The 17968-nt window shown below is 73.1% G+C and carries 12 protein-coding genes, 1 tRNA gene and 1 pseudogene; 5 read left to right on the top strand and 9 right to left on the bottom strand.

Features of this window, described 5'->3' with window-relative positions:
• Nucleotides 1–21: 21 nt before the first annotated feature.
• The 5 genes from OG736_RS37020 to OG736_RS37000 form a co-directional block, all read right to left on the bottom strand.
• Complete coding sequence (locus OG736_RS37020; protein WP_327186296.1) at nt 22–585, bottom strand: gluconokinase; 564 nt, start codon at nt 583–585, stop codon at nt 22–24.
• The gene (locus OG736_RS37015; RefSeq protein WP_327186295.1) at nt 582–1631 is read right to left on the bottom strand and encodes a cytochrome d ubiquinol oxidase subunit II; all 1050 of its coding nucleotides are present in this window, start codon (nt 1629–1631) and stop codon (nt 582–584) included. Before OG736_RS37015 ends, OG736_RS37020 begins: the two co-directional genes overlap by 4 nt.
• Complete coding sequence (locus OG736_RS37010) at nt 1628–3016, bottom strand: cytochrome ubiquinol oxidase subunit I (RefSeq protein WP_327187814.1); 1389 nt, start codon at nt 3014–3016, stop codon at nt 1628–1630. The genes OG736_RS37015 and OG736_RS37010 overlap by 4 nt, the downstream gene beginning before the upstream one ends.
• Before the next feature lie 111 nt (nt 3017–3127).
• Nucleotides 3128–3967, bottom strand: coding sequence for an SDR family oxidoreductase (locus tag OG736_RS37005; RefSeq protein ID WP_327186294.1), 840 nt, complete (start codon nt 3965–3967; stop codon nt 3128–3130).
• Nucleotides 3968–4211: 244 nt separating this feature from the next.
• Nucleotides 4212–4643 (bottom strand): DUF7144 family membrane protein, encoded by a 432-nt coding sequence (locus tag OG736_RS37000; protein WP_327186293.1) that lies wholly within the window; start codon nt 4641–4643, stop codon nt 4212–4214.
• Between the two features lie 238 nt (nt 4644–4881).
• Here OG736_RS37000 and OG736_RS36995 point away from each other — a divergent pair, with 238 nt between their 5' ends.
• Nucleotides 4882–5163, top strand: coding sequence for an SHOCT domain-containing protein (locus OG736_RS36995; protein ID WP_327186292.1), 282 nt, complete (start codon nt 4882–4884; stop codon nt 5161–5163).
• 64 nt (nt 5164–5227) lie between these two features.
• On the opposite strand, the gene OG736_RS36990 is transcribed toward OG736_RS36995, so the two are convergent.
• Nucleotides 5228–5301, bottom strand: a tRNA-Pro gene (locus OG736_RS36990).
• A gap of 44 nt (nt 5302–5345) precedes the next feature.
• Nucleotides 5346–6776 (bottom strand): MFS transporter, encoded by a 1431-nt coding sequence (locus OG736_RS36985; RefSeq protein WP_327186291.1) that lies wholly within the window; start codon nt 6774–6776, stop codon nt 5346–5348.
• 123 nt (nt 6777–6899) lie between these two features.
• On the opposite strand from OG736_RS36985, the gene OG736_RS36980 reads away from it, so the two are divergent.
• Nucleotides 6900–7478, top strand: coding sequence for a TetR/AcrR family transcriptional regulator (locus tag OG736_RS36980; RefSeq protein ID WP_327186290.1), 579 nt, complete (start codon nt 6900–6902; stop codon nt 7476–7478).
• 34 nt (nt 7479–7512) lie between these two features.
• Here OG736_RS36980 and OG736_RS36975 read toward each other — a convergent pair whose 3' ends face one another.
• Nucleotides 7513–8715, bottom strand: coding sequence for a serine hydrolase domain-containing protein (locus tag OG736_RS36975; RefSeq protein ID WP_327186289.1), 1203 nt, complete (start codon nt 8713–8715; stop codon nt 7513–7515).
• A 464-nt stretch (nt 8716–9179) separates the two neighbouring features.
• Here OG736_RS36975 and OG736_RS36970 point away from each other — a divergent pair.
• Nucleotides 9180–9362, top strand: a pseudogene (locus OG736_RS36970) (acyl-CoA dehydrogenase family protein); the annotation flags it as partial.
• On the opposite strand, the gene OG736_RS36965 reads toward OG736_RS36970, so the two are convergent.
• Nucleotides 9273–9461: a hypothetical protein gene (locus OG736_RS36965; protein WP_327186288.1), complete on the bottom strand. Its 189-nt coding sequence runs from the start codon at nt 9459–9461 to the stop codon at nt 9273–9275. The pseudogene OG736_RS36970 and the gene OG736_RS36965 overlap by 90 nt on opposite strands.
• 70 nt (nt 9462–9531) lie before the next feature.
• Between OG736_RS36965 and OG736_RS36960 the strand changes: the two genes are divergently transcribed.
• Nucleotides 9532–10290, top strand: a complete 759-nt coding sequence (locus OG736_RS36960) for an SDR family NAD(P)-dependent oxidoreductase (RefSeq protein ID WP_327186287.1) — start codon at nt 9532–9534, stop codon at nt 10288–10290.
• 577 nt (nt 10291–10867) lie between these two features.
• Nucleotides 10868–17947 (top strand): SDR family oxidoreductase, encoded by a 7080-nt coding sequence (locus OG736_RS36955; RefSeq protein ID WP_327186286.1) that lies wholly within the window; start codon nt 10868–10870, stop codon nt 17945–17947.
• Nucleotides 17948–17968: the final 21 nt, after the last annotated feature.

Genomic DNA, 17968 nt, shown 5'->3' with positions numbered 1-17968 from the left:
TACTCCTGAGCGCGTGACCCGTCAGCGGCCCGTGGACCGCCCGAAGGAGGCGACGGCGGCCCGCACCCGGGCGACAGCGGCCGGCAGGCCGGCTGTGGCGTCCAGGGTCAGGCCCGGCTCGTCCGGTTCCAGTGGCTCCAGCGTCGCGAACTGCGAGTCGACCAGCCGGGCGGGCATGAAGTGCCCGGTGCGCCGGGACACCCGGTCCCGTGCGGTGTCCCGGTCCAGGGCGAGGTAGAGACACCAGAGCCGGGCGCCCGCGGCCTCCCGGAGTTCGTCGCGGTAGGCCCGCTTGAGGGCCGAGCAGGCGACGACCAGCCCCTCCCCGGCCTCGGCGGAGTGCCGGACGCGGTCGGCGAGGGCCCGCAGCCAGGGCCCGCGGTCGGCGTCGTCCAGGGCGTGGCCGGCGGTCATCTTGGCGATGTTGGCGGCGCTGTGGAAGCCGTCGCCCTCGACGAACGTCACTCCGAGCCCCTCGGCGACCGCCTTGCCGACGGTGGTCTTGCCGGAACCGGACACCCCGACGACCAGCACGATCGGCGGTGCCTGCCCGGCCCCGCGCACCGGCTCCCCGCCGCCGGTCACGGGCTCTCGGGCTCCCGTCCGGCCGCCGTCCGCCGCAGGTCCGCCTCGGTGAGGGGCTGCAGGGCGCCGGCGGTGTCCAGCCGGTAGAGCAGGACGAGGGGCGGTCCGACGAGCACCACGGCGATGGCCGTGACCAGCAGCAGCCAGCGCAGTGTCGTCGTCGCGCCGGCCGCCTCGGACACGGTCAGCGAGGTGGGGATGAGATAGGGCCGCTGGGCCAGCCCCCACGCCACGACGACCAGGGCCACGCTGCCGACGGCGGTGATCCTCGCCCATCCCGTGGCGGTGCGGTACAGCAGCACGGCGGTGGCCAGCGCGCTGCCGACGGCGACCAGGACGAGGGCGAGACCGATGCCGCCGGTCAGCCCGTCGTGGACGTAGCGCGCGTCGTCGCGGGTGACGACGAGGCCGACGCACGCCAGGACGGCGAGGACGCCGAGGCTGCACCAGGCCCGCAGGCGGAAGTATCCCACCAGGTCGGCGGCGTCGAAGCGGCGGGCGTCGGCGGTCAGGAACACCGCCCCGAGGAAGGCGGTCGCGGCGACGGTCAGCAGGCCGGCGATCACGGACGTCCCGTTGGACCACGCGTCGGCCGACGCCTTCGTGCCGGGAGCCACCCGGCCCGTGGCCAGCCCGCCGACCGCCGCTCCGAGGAAGAAGGGCGTCAGCAGCGAGGAGACGGCGAAGACCGCGCCGTAGACCCTGCGGCCGGCGATCCGCTGCGTGGGCTTGCGCAGGGCGAACCCGGCGCCGCGCAGGACGAGTCCCACGGCCGCCAGCGCCAACGGCAACCACATGGCCGTGAAGACCGTCTGGAACAGGACCGGGAAGCCGGTCCACATGATGACCAGGACGAAGATGAGCCAGACGTTGTTGGTCTCCCACACCGGCTCCATGGCGTGGTCGATGAGCCACCGGGGGCGCTTGCCCCGCCGGGCGCCCCCCGCGAGCAGGTCCCAGAATCCGGCGCCGTAGTCCGTGCCGCCGGCACACGCGTAGGCGGTCACCACGGCCAGCAGCACCCAGGCGACGGCGTCCTCGGTCATGCGCCGCCCCCGTCCTTGCCGCCGGTCGTGGACAACGGCCGGGGCCCGTAGGGGGTGTCGCCCTCCACGTCGCCGGGGGCGGCTGCCGTGGCGGCGCCCTCGTCGGCCAGCCGCCATCGTCTGCTCATCCTCAGCAGGACGGTCAGGAAGGCGCCGAACACGAGGACGTAGAGCACCACGACGAGGCCGAGCATCGTCCACAGGGTCGAGGCCCGGGTGTCCGTCACCGCCTCCGCGACCCGCATGTTCTGATAGACGATCCAGGGCTGCCGCCCCACCTCCGTGGTGATCCAGCCGCACTCCACGGTCAGCAGACAGGCGCCGCCGGCCAGTGCCGCGCACCGGAAGAACCACGGGGACCCGGGCAGGTCACGGCGGCGGAGCCAGCACCAGCCGTACCAGAGGGCGAGCAGGACGAGCAGGCTGCCGATGGTGACCATGATGTCGAACGCCCAGTGCGCGATCGTGGCCTGGGCCGCCGTCGGGCGGTCGCTCGCCGGGACCGAGGACAGTCCCGTCACCTTGGTGTCCGGGCTGAAACCGGCGAGGATCGAGTCCAGTTGGGGGATCCTGATCCCGCCGGAGATCGTCCCGTCGGAATGCAGCCGGCCGAACATGTACTCCGGCACGTGGGTGTCGGTCTTCCAGACGATCTCGGTGGCCGCGAACTTCACCGGCTGCTTGTGGAAGACGGACCGGGCGATCGAGTCCCCGAGCATGAACTGCACGGGGGTCAGGATCGCGGCGACGGAGAACGGCACGGTGAAGCCGAGCCGGTGGTAGCGGTCCCGGCGTCCCCGCAGCCAGCCGACCGCGTACACCCCGGCGACGACATAGCCGGCGGTCAGCACCACTCCGACCACGAAGTGCCAGTACTCCGGGCCGAACATCGGGGTGAAGATCGCCCGTCGCACGTCGACGTCCACGGGCTTGCCGGACGCGTCGAGCGAGAAGCCGCGCGGGGTGTTCATCCAGGAGTTCGCGGCCACGATGCCGAACGCCCCCATCAGGGCGGCCAGCGGCAGGGGCAGACCGAGCCAGAAGTGCGTCCACGGCTTGAGCCGGCGCCAGCCGTACAGGTAGATGGCGATGAGGATCGCCTCGAGGAAGAACGCCCAGGCCTCGACCCCGAAGCCGAGGCCGAAGACATCACCCCACCGGCCCATCATCCCCGGCCACAGCAGCCCCAGTTCGAAGGAGAGCACCGTGCCGGTCACGATGCCGATGGCGAACTGGACGGCCATGACCGCCGACCAGCGCCGCGCGAGCAGCAGGGCGACGGCGTCGCCCTTGCGCAGCCCGCGGTAGTGCATCAGGAGGGTGATGGCGGGCAGGGCCACGCCGAAGGGCACGAGCAGGATGTGGGAGCCCAGGGTGAAGGCCATCAGCTCCCGGGCCGGCAGCAGCTGTGCGGGGCCGTCCGCCAGAAAGTGGTCGATCGCGCTGTTCACATGGTCCTCGGTGGCTCGTCCGGGATGGCGGAGGCGTGGCGGGTCTCAGCCACCCGTGGCGAATCCGGGGAACAGCGTCATCCCGCCGTCGACGTAGATGGTGGTCCCCACCACGTAGTCGAGGAGGTCGGAGGCCAGAGTGGCCACCACGTTCGCGATGTCGTCCGGGTCGCCGACGCGGTGGTAGGGGATGAGCCGGAGCAGGTCGGCCTCGGCCTCGGGGGTCTCCCAGGCACTGCGGTTGATGGGCGTGCGGATGGCTCCCGGAGCGACGGCGTTCACCCGGATCCGGTGCGGCGCGAGCTCCTGCGCGAGGGTCGCCATGAGCATCTGCACCCCGCCCTTGGACGACGCGTAGTTCACGTGGCCCGCCCAGGGGATGATCTGGTGGACCGAACTCATGCAGATGATTTTCCCGGCGGACCGGGACACCTCCGGAACGACACCTCGCCGCATGAATTCCTTGGCCGCTTCCCGTGCGCACAGGAACTGTCCGGTCAGATTCACGTCCAGTACCTTGCGCCACTGGTCGACGGTCATGTCGGTGAGGGCCGCGTCCCGCTGGAGGCCCGCATTGGCGACCATGACGTCGATGGTGCCGAACTCTCCGACCATTCGGGAGACCATGTCGACGACCTGGTCCTCCTGGGACACATCGGCCTCGTGCGCATAGGCGCGAACGCCGAAAGCCTCGATCTCGCGCACCACTTCTTCCGCGGCTTCCCGCCCCGCCACGTAGTTCACGACCACATCGGCGCCCACCCGCCCCAGGCCGATCGCCGTGGCCTTTCCGATGCCGGAATTCGCGCCCGTCACCAGCGCTTTCTGCCCTTTGAGGAGCAGCGGGGCAAGGGGCTGGCGACCGTTGTTGCCGCTGGTTTCCACTCATGTCTCCCTGTGCGTGCCGGCGCGGACATTCGTCGGACGTTCAAAGGAATCCGCCCGACAACGAAAACACGTGTGGATCGGTACGGCACGGTGGGGCGTCTCCCGTCAGCCGCCCGGGTGCCCGCCCGCGCTGAACGGCCCAATGCCCGCCGACCGGGCCGCGCGCAAGGGCGCGGACCGCTCGGACGGGCAGGCCGGACGGGCTGGTCGGACGGGCTGGTCGGCCCGGCCGCGAGGCGGGCTACTCGGTGCGGGCGTCCCGGCCCGTACCGACGCACAGCGCCCAGATGACGAAGGCGTCCACGGCGATCAGCACGATGGCCCAGACGGGTTGGTACGGCAGCCACATGAAATTGGCGATCATCGACAGGCCGGCCACGGCGACGCCGATGACGCGTGCCCACACCGCGCCGCGGAACAGAGCGGCCCCCGCGAGCGCGACCAGAACGCCGAGGACGAGATGGATCCAGCCCCAACTCGTCAGGTTGAAGTTGTAGGCGTAATTACGAGTGACGACAAAGACGTCGTCCTGGGCGATGGCGGCAATTCCCTGGAATATCGCCATCACCCCGCCGAAGATCATCATGACCCCGGCGAAACCGGTCCAGCCGGACACCCATGCTCCGCCGCTGCTTGCCGTTCCATGTCCGTGGTGCACTCCGGTCGCGGCCATTTCGGGCTCCTCCCAATACATCTCGCCACTGACAGGTGGCCGTACGGTCGCCCAGATATCAGCTTGCCACGAGAAGCACAAACCGGCAGAACGCCGGTATTCACGCAGTTCAGCGCCGGGGCCGACATGCGAGGGAAATCCGGCGGTGGTCCAATGGGGGTATCCGGCGCGCCGAACGCCGCGCGTCGGCCCGAGAAGCCGTCTCTTCCGCAGGTCTCCGGCGAGAAAGGAAACCGCCGTGCCAGGTCTCCTCCGCGGGGTCGCCCGCACAGCCGTCGTGGCCGGCACCGCGACCGCCGTGTCCAACCGCGTGTCACGCCGCCAGCAAGGGCGCTGGGCCCAGCAGAGCGATCAGCAGCCCGCGCCGCAGCCCGCGCCGGCCGCCGCTCCCCCGCCCGCCCAGCCGGCCGACATGAGCAGCAAGATCGACCAGCTGAAGCAGCTCGGGGAGCTCAAGGCCCAGGGTGTCCTCACCGAGGCCGAGTTCGAGGAGCAGAAGCGCAGGATCCTCGAGTCCTGACGCTGAAGCGAGAGGCTGTACCGGAACTGCTCCGGTACAGCCTCTGACCTACGACTTCGCAAAGTCGGGACGACAGGATTTGAACCTGCGACCCCTTGACCCCCAGTCAAGTGCGCTACCAAGCTGCGCCACGTCCCGAGGCGTTGCCGCGGCGGTGAGCTGCGGGAACGCGCAGGCAGAGCCTACCGTACGGGGGTGGGTGCGGCGGTCGGCGCCTGGTGGGCGGCCGGCCCCGGCAGACGGCTCGCGCGGCGGACCGGGACGAGCAGGGCGGCGAGGGCGGCGCCCAGGCAGAGCACCGCGAGCAGGGTGAATCCGTGGGTGTAGCCGGAGTCGTAGGGCAGGCCCGACGGCTGGAGGCGGCCGGTGACCAGGACGCTGGTGACGGCGGCCCCGATGGACCCGCCGATGGTGCGGATGTTGGCGTTCATGCCGGTGGCGGCGCCGGTCTGCCCGGCGGGCACGCTGCCGACGATCAGGTTGGCCATCGAGGCGAAGGCCAGGCCGATACCGAGGCCGAACACGCCTGCCACGAAGGCGACCTGCCACTGCTCGTCGTGCCAGAGGGCGAGGAAGCCCAGGGCGAGCGCACCGAGTGCGGCGCCGGTCGTGAGCAGCGCCTTGGCGCCCACGCGGGGCTCGAGACGACCGCTGAGCACACCGGAGACGAACATCGCGAGCAGCATCGGCAGCATGAGGAGCCCGGAGGCGGTGACGCTCGCGCCGAAGCCGTAGCCGGCCGTGCTCGGGGTCTGGACGAACCCGGGCAGGAAGGACCAGATCGCGTACATGCCCGCGCCGAACAGCAGGGCGGCGAGGTTGGTGGTCCACACGGCCGGCAGTCGCATGATGCGCAGGTCGATCAGCGGGCTGCGGGAGCGGGCCTCGGTGAACAGCCACAGCGCGAACAGCGCCACGGCCACGACGAACAGACCGATCACCCGGGCCGAACCCCAGCCCCAGTCGCCCGCCTGACTGAGCGGCAGCAGCAGGGCGACCAGCCAGCCGGACAGCAGCACGGCGCCGAGCCAGCTGACCTTGCCCTCCGCCCGGTCGGGCGACTCGGGCACATAGCGCAGGGCGATCAGCGTGGCGGCCGCGACGATGCCGACGGGGATCCAGAACAGCCAGCGGTAGTCGAGCGCGGAGACGATCGGTCCGGCGGCGACCATGCCGACGCCACCGCCCGCGGCGATCACGGCGGACAGGTTGCTGATGCTGCCGGGCACCCGGGAGGGGGCGAACTCGTCCCTGATGATGCCGAAGGAGAGCGGGAACAGGGCACCGCCGACGCCCTGGACGACCCGGGCCAGGATCAGGACGCCGATGTTCGGCGCGAGCGCGGCAAGCAGACAGCCGGCCAGGACGGCGAGCAGGACCCCGACGAGGGTGCGCTTCTTGCCGATCAGGTCGCCGACCCGGCCGAGGATCGGCGTGAAGACGGACGCGGACAGCAGATACGCGGTCATCACCCAGGTCGCGGTGGACTGCGAGGTGTGCAGAGCGTGCTGCACGGTCGGCAGGGCCGGCGCTATCAGCGACTGGAGCATGGAGAACACGCCGGCACCGGTCGCGAGGACCGCGAAGGTGAGGCGGGTGGACTTGCGGGGCATGACAAGCCTCTCGGAAGGACCCGGAAAGAGGAGAAGAGGCCTCGGACTGTTAAAGTGGAGGCACTCCTCCACTCTAGCGGAGGCACCCCTCCGGTTCAACCGGGTCCCGCCCAGGAGGCAGCAGTGCCGGCTCAGCAGTTCCCCGTCAGCGAGATCGTCGCGGCCCAGCGCCCCGTCCGCAGGGACGCGGCCCGCAACTACGACGCGCTGCTGGCCGCCGCGCGCGAGGCGTTCGCCGAGCACGGCTCCGAGGCGTCCCTGGAGGACATCGCCCGGCGCGCGGGTGTCGGCATCGGCACGCTGTACCGGAACTTCCCGACCCGCCGGGCACTGTTCGAGAGCGTGTACGCGGACGAGGTCAACGCGTTGTGCCGGTCGGCCGTCGAGTTCGCCGGCCTGGAGCCGTGGGAGGCGCTCACCGCCTGGCTCGAGCGGTTCGCCGGCTACATGGTCACCAAGCGGGCGGTGCGCGAGGCGCTGGAGGACGAGTCGGAGATCTTCCAGGCCTGCCGTGACTCGATGTACGCGGCGGGCGGCCCGATGTTCGAGCGGGCCCAGCGGGCCGGGGCGGCCCGCGCGGACATGGACTTCGGCGATCTGCTGCGGATGGTCGCCGGGATCACCGCGACGGCCTTCGTGGACGACGCCCAGCGCGACCGCGTCCTGGCCATCGCCCTGGACGGGGTGCGCGCCGGGCGCTGACCGGGCCGGCCGGGGTGCGCGCCGGGCTGGAGGGTCAGCCGGACAGCGGGTACTGCGGGGCGAGCAGGTCCGCGATCCGCTCGGTGATCGTCTGGGCGGTGTTCCCTTCGGGGGCGTCCGGGCCCACCGTCGTGGACACCGCGATGGACAGCCGCTGGTGCGGCTCGTACGCCATCACGGCCGCGTAGCCGAAGAAGGACGGGTTCTGCACCACCCAGCCGTTCTTGACGACGACGCCGATGCCGAAGTGGAAGTCCTCGGTCATGGGCAGGCAGACCGTGGCGGGGCAGTTCGCGGTGGGGTGTCCGAGGCCGACCGTGCCCGGATCCAGCTGGGTGGCGAAGGAGCGCTTCGAGAGAAGTTCGCCCGCGCCGATGCCCTGCCCGGAGCGGGCCAGGTCACAGATGTCCTGGGTCAGGATGGCGCCCGGGGCGGTGGTCCAGGAGGGGTTGAAGTAGGTGGACTCCTCGTAGGTGCCGCGTTCGTCGTCGTAGGCGTGCAGCACCGGCGGCGGGATGAGCGCGTTGTCGTTGCTGCGGGTGTTGCGCAGCTTGAGGGGCTTCATGACGCGCTGCCGCAGGAGACGGTCGAGCGGGGTGCCGGAGATCTTCTCCAGGGCGCGGCCGAGGAGGACGAAGTTGGCGTGCGAGTAGCTCCAGTTGGTGCCCGGCCGGTACCACAGAGGGTGACTGAGGGAGATCCCGACGAGCTCCTCGGGCGTCCAGTGCTGCCAGGGGTCGGCGTAGAGCTTCTTCAGGAACACCGGGTCGGTGACGTAGTCGTGCAGGCCCGACGTGGAGTCGCCGAGCATCCGCAGGGTGATCTTGTCGCCGTGCGGCAGGTCCGGCAGCCAGCGGGAGACCGGGTCGTCGAGGCGCGCCTTGCGCTCCTCGACGAGCTGGAGCAGCACCGTGCCCATGAAGGCGATGCCGACCGAGCCGGTCCGGAAGTGCATGGCGGGCGTGGCGGGCACATCCGTGAGGGACTCGCCGTCCGCGCCGGTGACGAGCTCACGCCCGTCGACCGTGACCTTGACCAGGGCGGCCTTGAGACCGAGTTCCTTGCGGGCGGCGCGGACGAGGGCGAGGACCTCACGCGCCTGGCCCCGCGGTTTCGGTGTGGCGGCGCAGGCCCGGTCCTGGTGGTCGGGGACGGCGGTGGCGGCCGCGGCCGCCGTCTGGAGGGTGGAGGCGAGGAGAGCGGCGGCGCACAGCAGCGCCGTACGGGTACGCGTCATACGGGCACTATGGGCTGATTGTCACATGGGTCATGGGGTCAACACTCCGTACGCCGTCACCCCGGACCCGTACGGCCCTCGGCACACCTCCCGCGAGCCTGCCCGGTTGACCCGACCGGTTGAGGCGCACGTCTCTCGCCCCGGGCAGGGGCTCCTGACTGGCTCCTGACCACTGGCTGCCGGCTGCTGCCGAGACCCGTCGGGCTCCGGCGGGCCAGGCGGCCGGCGCTGCTCGCGGAGACGATCGACGCCGAGGAGGCCCGCCGGCTCGGCCCGGTCAGCGCGGTCGGCCGGGTGGTGGACGGGGCCCGGGCGGACGCCTTCGTCGACGACCTCGCCACGGAGCAGCCCGTACGTCGCACGCTCCTCACCGACGCCCAGGACGCCGATCGCGCCGGACACCGCGATCGGTCGCGTCAAGGAGCGCAGGACGTATGGCCGGACGGTCGTGACCTTCCCAGAGCATGGCGTGCGAACTCGCCCCCAGGTCTGCCGAGTCGGAAGCCGGACAGGCCCTGCTCGATCGTGCCGTCGCCGAACTCGTCGCGGACCGGCTCTCACGCGCCGAAGCGGCGAAGGCGCAACTCTTCCGCACCGGGATGCGGGACATCGGTGTCGACCGATGTCTTCAACTCTTCGGCGGAAGGGGCTACATGCTGGAGTACCCGATCGCCCGGCCGTACGCGGACGCGTGCGTGCATCACCCGCATCCACGCCGGGACGAGCGAGGTCGTGAGGGCGGTCATCGCCAAGTCCCTGGGCCCGTGAGCCGTGGGGCGAGGCGCCGGGGCACGGAGACAGGGAGGACGGCGGGGCATGGAGGACTTCTCCGGTCGGCCGGGGGTGGCGTTCGTCGCGGGTGGCACGGGCGGCGTCGGCGCGGCGGTCGTACGGACGCTGGCGGCACGCGGCAGCGCGGTGGTGTTCACCTACCGGGCCCGGCGGGAGGCGGCCGAGGCCCTCGCCGACGAGACGAAGGGGTTCGCGCCGCTCCCCCTGGACCTGACCGACGAGACGGCGACGGCCCGGGCGGTGACCGCGACCGCCGGGGCGTACGGCGGCATCCACACGCTCGTGTACGCCGCGGGCCCGCATGTGCCGATGCGGCATCTGAGCCGGGTTACCCCGGGCGAGTACCGGGCCCAACTCGAGGCGGACGCGGGGGCGTTCTTCAATCTCGCCCATCCTGCGCTGCCCGTCCTGCGCCGGAGCCGGGGCAGCATCGTCGCGGTCACCACCGTCGCCACCCGGCGCTTCCCGGTGCGCGACGGACTGTCCTCGGGGGCGAAGGGAGCGGTCGAGGCGGTCGCCCGCGCCCTGGCCGCCGAGGAGGGGCGCTACGGGGTCCGCATCAACTGCGTCGCACCCGGCATGCTCACCGACGGCATCGCGGGCCGGCTGATCGAGTCGGGCGAACTGGACGAGGAGGCGCTCGCGGTCACCCGGCGGAACATCCCGCTGCGCCGGTTCGGGAGGGCGGCGGACATCGCGGAGGCGGTGTCCTTCCTCGCCTCGGACCGGGCCGGGTTCATCACGGGCCAGGCCCTGGGCGTGGACGGGGGCTACAGCGTGTGAAGCGCCCGGCCTCGTGGGGAGGGCGGGGTGCGGGTGACCACGCAGTCAAGCCGGTCGACGACCTCCCGAAGACCGGCTCGACTCCGCGGTCGTTCCAGTCTTCGGGGCGGTCCGGTCCGCGTCAAGGCCCGTCTCACAGGTCGACTCGGGCACCGCCGTCCGCACAAGCCTTTCCCGGTCACTCCAGGACCGACACACAGAATTTTCCCCGCCACCCGACCAACGCCGGGAATGTGCGTGTCGATTCGGACAAGCGGTCCAGAGGAACCCATTTCCTGCGTTCGTTCATGTTTCTACAGTGTGAGTGGAGGGTGAACGAGGCCGGGCCCGAAAGGAATTCATCCGATTTCCTACGCCCTGGCCCTCCGCCCATGACTGACCGAATCATTGCGGCTGGATACCGCCCGATCGTTCGAACGTTGACCAGTGAGTAATAAGCGCACTACCTTTCAACGCGTTTCGAGCACGCGCTTTAGAACGGCGTTCCGCGGTGGACCCCTGCCCGCGGGAATCCGGTGAGCCGCCATTGCTGTCCCGAACCCCCCACCGTGCAGTCTCACCCTTGATTCGGAGAATCATGACGTCTGCTGTGCGTTCCGAGGACATGATCATCGGCATCACTCCTTTCGGCGAACCCGATGCCGGGCTCGCCCTGGCGATCAACCGGGCCGGCGGGCTCGGCGTACTCGACCTGGGATCCGGTGACCGAAGAGCCCGCGAGGCCCTGTCCCGCCTGCGCCGCGCCTCCCCGGGCGCCTTCGGGGTCCGGGTCGGCGCACACTGCCGGCTCACCCCCGCCGACCTGGAACCCGACGGCCCGCACACGGTGATCCTGACCGCGGAGGCGGCACAGGCCCCGAAGGCCTTGGAGACCGCGGAGACGGCGGAGAGCGCGGAGACCGGCAGCGCGCCCTGGCCGATCGCCGGCCTCGCTGCCCGCTACCGCGTGCTGGTCGAGGTCACCGACCTGTCGGGGGCGCGGGACGCGTTACGCGCCGGGGCGCACGGCCTGATCGCCCGCGGCGCCGAGAGCGGTGGCCGGATCGGCGAACTGAGCACCTTCGTCCTGCTTCAGCAGCTCCTCGCCGTACCCGAGGTGGCCGCCCCGGTGTGGGCGTGCGGCGGCATCGGCCCGCGCACGGCCGCCGCCGCGGTGGCCGGCGGTGCGGCAGGCGTGGTCCTGGACGGCCAGCTCGCGCTGCTCGCCGAGTCCGCGCTGCCCGAACCCGCCGCCGCGGCGCTGCGCACCCTGGACGGCTCGGAGACCGTCGTCCTCGCCGGACACCGGGTCCTGCTGCGGCGCGGTCCCGACGCCCCGCAACTCCCCGAGGACGCGGGACCGCAGGCGGTGGCGGCGCTGCTGGGCGCGCAGGATCCGCGCGGACAGCTGCTCCCGGTGGGCCAGGACGGCTTCCTCGCCGGGCGGTTCGCCGAGCGCTGGGGTGACGTGCGGCGGACCCTGCGGGCGGTGCGGGACGCGGTCCTGGACGCCGTACGCGACGACACGGCCGGACGCGCCCTGCGGGCCGGGTCACCGATGAGCCGGGCGCTCGGCACCCGGCTCCCCCTCGCCCAGGGGCCGATGACAAGAGTGAGCGACGGGGCCCCGTTCGCCGCGGCCGTGGCGGCCGACGGGGCACTGCCCTTCCTCGCCCTGGCGTTGGCGGACGGCGCGCGGACGCGGGCCATGCTCGCCGAGACCCGGGACGCGGTGGCCGGCCGGCCCTGGGGCGTGGGCGTGCTCGGCTTCGCGCCGGAGGACGTGCGCGCCGCACAGCTGGAGGCCGTACGGGAGCTGCGGCCGACGCACGCGATCATCGCGGGCGGCCGGCCGTCCCAGGCGCAGGCGCTGGAGCGGGACGGCATCCGGACCTTCCTGCACGTGCCGTCGCCGGGGCTGCTGCGGCAGTTCCTGGAGGCCGGGGCCCGCCGGTTCGTGTTCGAGGGCTCGGAGTGCGGCGGACACGTCGGACCGCGCGCGAGCTTCGCGCTCTGGGAGGCCCAACTGGCGGTCCTGGAGGACTGGTCGGAGGGCCACCGGGCCGAGGACCTCGAGGTGTTCTTCGCGGGCGGGGTCCACGACGAACGGTCGGCGGCGATGATCGCCGCGCTCGCCGCGCCGCTGACCGCGCGCGGAGCGGCCGTCGGCGTGCTGATGGGCACCGCGTACCTGTTCACCGAAGAAGCCGTGTCCTGCGGCGCGATCCGGCCGCTCTTCCAGCAACAGGTCATGGCCGCCGAGCGCACCACGCTCCTGGAGTCGGCGCCGGGACACGCCACCCGGTGCGTGCCGAGCCCGTTCGCCGCCGGCTACCGCGACGAGGAGGCCCGGCTGCGGGCCGAGGGCGCCGGGGACCGACAGATCTGGGAGGCCCTGGAGCGGCTCAACGTCGGCCGGCTGCGCCTCGCGAGCAAGGGCGTCACCCGGGACACCGACGGCTCCCTCACCCACGTCGACGAGCAACGCCAGCTCGCCGAAGGGATGTTCATGGCCGGGGCGGTGGCCGTGCTGCGCTCGGCGACCACCACGGTCGCCGCCCTGCACGACTCGGTGACCACCGGGGCGGTCGAGCATCTCACCCTGCGGGCAGCCGAGTTGGGCCGGGAGGAGACGGTCCGGGAGCCGGCCGCCCCGGCCCCGCTCGACATCGCCGTCGTCGGCATGGCGTGCATGTTCCCGCAGGCACCCGACCTGCCCACCTTCTGGGCGAACGTGGTCGGGGGCGTGGACGCGGTGGGCGAGGTCCCGGCCGACCGCTGGGACCCGGCCGTCCACCACGGCGGGTCCACCCCGTCCAAGTGGGGCGGCTTCATGCCCCGCATCCCCTTCGACCCCCTGCGGTACGGCATCCCGCCCACGTCGCTCGGCAGCGTCGAGCCGGTGCAGCTGCTGTCCCTGGAGGCGGCCCGGCGCGCCCTGGAGGACGCCGGATACGGCGAAGGGGGGCGGGAGTTCGACCGCTCCCGCACCTCGGTGGTGTTCGGCGCGGAAGCGGGCAGCGACCTGTCGAACGCGGCCACGCTGAGGGCGGTCCTGCCCTCGTACTACGGCAGCGTCCCGGCGGGCCTGGACGACCAGCTCCCGCAGCTCACCGAGGACTCCTTCCCCGGCATGCTCGCCAACGTCATCTCCGGGCGGATCGCCAACCGGCTCGACCTCGGCGGCGCGAACTACACCGTCGACGCCGCCTGCGCCTCCTCGCTGGCCGCGGTGGACGTCGCCTGCAAGGAACTCGTCGGCGGTACCTCCGACGTGGTGCTCTGCGGCGGCGCCGACCTGCACAACGGCATCAACGACTACGTCCTCTTCTCCTCCGTGCACGCCCTGTCCCCGACCGGCCGCTCCCGCGCCTTCGACGGTTCGGCGGACGGCATCGCACTCGGCGAGGGCGTGGCCTGCGTCGTCCTGAAGCGGCTCGCGGACGCCGAACGTGACGGCGACCGGATCTACGGCGTGATCAAGGGCCTCGGCTCCTCCAGCGACGGCCGCTCGCTCGGACTCACGGCGCCCAGGCCAGAGGGCCAGCGCTCGGCCCTGGAACGCGCCTACCGCAACGCGGGCGTCTCCCCGGCCGACGTGGGTCTCCTCGAGGCGCACGGCACCGGGACGGTGGTGGGCGACCGCACCGAACTGCGCATCCTCAGCGAGGTGTTCGGCGAGGCCGGGGCGGAACCGGGCGGCTGTGCGATCGGCTCGGTGAAGTCGCAGATCGGGCACACCAAGTGCGCCGCCGGACTCGCCGGGCTGATCAAGACACTGCTCGCCCTGCACACCGGCGTCCGGCCGCCCACGCTGCACGTCGAGGCCCCCAACGCGGCCTGGGACCGGGAGAGCAGCCCCTTCGCGTTCCACGCACAGGCCCGGCCCTGGGCGGCGCCTCCCGAGGAACGCGTCGCCGGGGTCAGCGCGTTCGGCTTCGGTGGCACCAACTTCCATGTGGTGCTGAGTGCCTACGCCGGCGGCGTGCCGCCGGTACGGGGCGCGGACGCCTGGCCGGCCGAACTGTTCGTCTTCCGTGGACGGGACGCCGCCGCGGCCGGCCGTGCGGTGGACGAACTCCTCAGGGCCGCGGAGGCGGAGGGCCGGCCGTGGCGGCTGCGGGACCTGGCGCTCGGCGCCGCCCGGCGGTCGGACGCGAGCGGTGAACCGGCGCAGGTCGCGGTCGTGGCGACGGACGTGGACGATCTGGTCGGCAAGTTGCGACGGGTGTCGGCCGGTCCGGCCGAGCACGACCCGGCACGCGGGATCCACCGGGCCGGACCGGACGACCCCCAGGACGACTCCGGGCATTCCAAGGTCGCCTTCCTCTTCCCCGGCCAGGGCAGCCAGCGCACCGGCATGCTCGCGGACCTGTTCGTCACCTTCCCCGAGCTGCGGCCCTACCTGGAACTCGGACGCGCCCACGCCGACACCCTGTATCCGCCGGCCGCCTTCGACGACGCGGAACGCGACCGTCAGCAGGCCGCGCTGACCGACACCCGGGTGGCACAGCCGGCCCTCGGCGTCGCCGGACTCGCCGCGCACGCCGTGCTCACCGCGGCCGGGGTACGGCCGGACATGGCCGCCGGACACAGCTACGGCGAGCTGGTCGCCCTCTGCGCGGCCGGCGCGCTGAGCCCCGAGACACTGCTGGACCTGAGCGCGGAACGGGCGACGGCGATCCTCGAAGCCGCCGGGGCAGCCGGATCCGCGGGGTCCGCCGGGTCCGCGGGGTCCGCCGGGTCCGCGGGGTCCGCCGGGTCCGCGGGGTCCGCCGGTGGGGATCCCGGCACCATGGCCGCCGTCGCGGCCGGTGCCGACAAGGTGACGCGGGCCCTGGAGGCGGTGCGGGCACCGGACTCCGTGGTCGTCGCCAACCGCAACTCGCCCGAGCAGACGGTGATCTCGGGCCCCTCGGACGCCGTCGCCGACACCGTACGGCTGCTGCGCGAGGCCGGTGTCGGTGCCAAGCGGATCGCCGTGGCCTGCGCCTTCCACAGCCCGCTGGTCGCCGGTGCCGCCGACCGTTTCGCCGAGGCACTCGCGGCCCGGCCGGTGCACACGCCCGAGTTCCCGGTGTGGTCCAACCGCACGGCCGCGCCGTATCCCGCCGACGCGGACGGCGTACGGACCGAACTCGCCGCCCAGATCGGCGCCCCGGTCGCCTTCGCCGAGCAGATCGAGGCGATGTACGCGGCGGGCGCGCGGATCTTCGTCGAGGCCGGTCCCGGGTCGGTGCTGACGCGGCTGGTGGGGCAGATCCTCGGCGACCGTCCACACCGCACGGTGGCCTGCGAGCCCCGCCCCGGCGGCGGTCTGCACGGCTGGCTCGACGCGCTGGCCCGGCTCGCCGTCGCGGGCCTGCCGGTACGCGCCGGGTGGCTGCTGCGCGGCCGGGACGCGGTCGACGCGGTACGCACCCCCGTGCCGAAGCGGCCCGGCTGGACGGTCGACGGACAGCTGGTCCGTACCGCCGCCGGCGCCCTCCTTCCCGGTGCGCTCGCACCGGCCCGACGAGTCGTGGAACCCCTCGAGAGGACCGTGGCGACTGTGACGACGAATCCCCCGCACGGCGTCCCGTCCGACCGGGACGCGCTCGTCTCCGAATTCCTGCGCACCAGCCGGGAGATGATCGCCGCCCAACGGGACGTACTGCTCACCTACTTCGGCGCCACCGCGGGCGCTCCGCCCGCGGCGCCCGTGGCGGCCGTGCCGCAGGTGATCCAGGCGGTGCCCGAACTCCCCACGACACAACCGGCGGTGGCCGCCGCGACGGCGGAACCGACCGGGGACTCCGCGCCGTCCCCGGCCACCGGGCCCGTCGATGTCCAGCAGGTCGTCCTGGAGATCATCAGTGAGCGCACCGGCTACCCCGTCGACATGATCGAGCCGGACCTCGACCTCGAGGCCGACCTCAGCATCGACTCCATCAAACGGGCCGAGATCGCGGGCGAGTTGGCCCGACGTCTGGGTGCCGGGGCGGGCGCGGACCTCGCGTCGATGGACGACGACGAGCTGGAGGAGCTGGCGAAGGCGCGTACGGCCGCCGCGGTGACCGACTGGCTGACCGCCAGGCTGGGCGGACCGGCCGCCCCCGCGCCCACCGCAGAGCCCGACCCGACGGTGGCAGCAGCGGTGGCGACACCGGCCACCGGGCCCGCAACGCCTGGGCAGGCCGCTCAGGAGGTGACCGGGGAGCCGCCCCGCAGGCATGTGCTGCGGCCGGTCCTGCTCGACGCCGGAACCGACGCCTTGCCCGCCCCTGCCGCCGTCCCCTCCACCGCGCTCGCCGGGACCCGTTGGATCCTCCTCGGGGAAGCCCCGGAGGCGGCGGCCCGGCTGGTGTCCCACGGCGCCGACGTCGCCGTACGGGCCCGGGACCACGTCCTGACCGAGGCGGACGGGCCGGTCGACGGCGTGCTGTACCTCGGCGCCCTCGACGGCGCCGACGACGGCCCCGTCCTGCCGGACGCGTTCCCGGTCCTGAAGGCGGCCCTGGCACGCGGCCCGCGCTGGCTGCTGGCCGTGCGGACCGCCGACGGCGGTACACCCGATCCCCGCACCGCCGGGCTGCGCGGTCTGTTCCGGACGGTGGCACGTGAGTATCCGGAGCTGGTCGCCCGGGTCGTCGACCTCTCCGACGCCTCGCCGTCCGCCGTCGCGGACGCCGTGGTCGCGGAGGCCGTCGCGCCGGACCGCACCCCGGTCGTCCTGCGGACGGCGACGGGACGGCACGGCTTCGAGCTGGTGGAGGCGCCGCTCGGCGCACTCGGCAGCACGGGCGCCGGACCGGCCGGGGACGGTGCCGCCGAGGCGGCGGCGCTCGGACTGGACCGGGACTCGGTGGTCCTGCTCGCGGGCGGGGCGCGGGGCATCACCGCGCAGTTCGCCGCCGCGCTCGCCCGTGCCGCCCGCTGCCGTCTGGAGCTGCTCGGCCGGACCCCCGCGCCGGACGGCCCCGAGGCCGCGGACACCGCTGCCGCCCGCACTCCGGCCGAGCTGCGTGCCGCACTCGCCGCGCGCGGCGGCAGGAAGCCGACGGAGATCAACCGTGCCGCCGAACTCCTGCTGGCCCAGCGGGAGATCACCGCCACCCTCGCCGAACTCACGGCGCTCGGCGGCCGGGCCCGCTACCGCTCCGTCGACTTCCGGGAACCCGGGGCGGTGCTCCAGGCGGTGAAGGAGATCCACGCCGAGCACGGCCGGCTGGACGGCGTGGTGCACGCGGCCGGGGTGATCGAGGACCGGCTCGTCGCGGAGAAGAGCGCCGAGTCCTTCCAGCGCGTCTACGGCACCAAGGCGACCGGCGCGGACGCCCTGCTCACTGCCCTGGAGGAACTCCCCGCCGCACCCGCGTTCACCGTGCTGTTCGGCTCGATCTCGGCCGTCCTCGGCAACCGGGGCCAGGTGGACTACGCCGCCGCCAACGACGCGCTGGAGACCCTCGGCGCGGCCTTCGCCGCCCGTACCGGGCACCGCGCGGTGACCGTGCACTGGGGGCCGTGGGCGCCCGCGGCCGGGCACGCCGGCATGGTGGGGGTGGAGCTGGCCCGGGAGTACGCCCGGCGCGGCATCCGGCTGATCGATCCCGAGGAGGGCACCGCGGCGCTGCTGCGGGAGCTGGCCTGGGGCGAGGAGTCCGCCACGGCCGTCGTCCACACCGCCTCGGGCTGGTGACGGCGGCCGTGGCCGCACGTC

The organism is Streptomyces sp. NBC_01334 (genome assembly GCF_035983595.1).
Taxonomy (GTDB): Bacteria; Actinomycetota; Actinomycetes; order Streptomycetales; family Streptomycetaceae; genus Streptomyces; species Streptomyces coriariae.
Note: the sequence above shows the minus strand (reverse complement) of the source record. Positions and strands in the feature narration are given on the sequence as shown.

Coding starts and splice junctions, on each gene's coding strand:
- OG736_RS37010 (WP_327187814.1), bottom strand. CDS start 3,016: ATGGCCTTCACCCTGGGCTCCCACATCCTGCTCGTGCCCTTCGGCGTG.
- OG736_RS36975 (WP_327186289.1), bottom strand. CDS start 8,715: ATGACGCGTACCCGTACGGCGCTGCTGTGCGCCGCCGCTCTCCTCGCC.
- OG736_RS36985 (WP_327186291.1), bottom strand. CDS start 6,776: ATGCCCCGCAAGTCCACCCGCCTCACCTTCGCGGTCCTCGCGACCGGT.
- OG736_RS37000 (WP_327186293.1), bottom strand. CDS start 4,643: ATGGCCGCGACCGGAGTGCACCACGGACATGGAACGGCAAGCAGCGGC.
- OG736_RS36955 (WP_327186286.1), top strand. CDS start 10,868: ATGACGTCTGCTGTGCGTTCCGAGGACATGATCATCGGCATCACTCCT.
- OG736_RS36965 (WP_327186288.1), bottom strand. CDS start 9,461: ATGACCGCCCTCACGACCTCGCTCGTCCCGGCGTGGATGCGGGTGATG.
- OG736_RS37015 (WP_327186295.1), bottom strand. CDS start 1,631: ATGACCGAGGACGCCGTCGCCTGGGTGCTGCTGGCCGTGGTGACCGCC.
- OG736_RS36960 (WP_327186287.1), top strand. CDS start 9,532: ATGGAGGACTTCTCCGGTCGGCCGGGGGTGGCGTTCGTCGCGGGTGGC.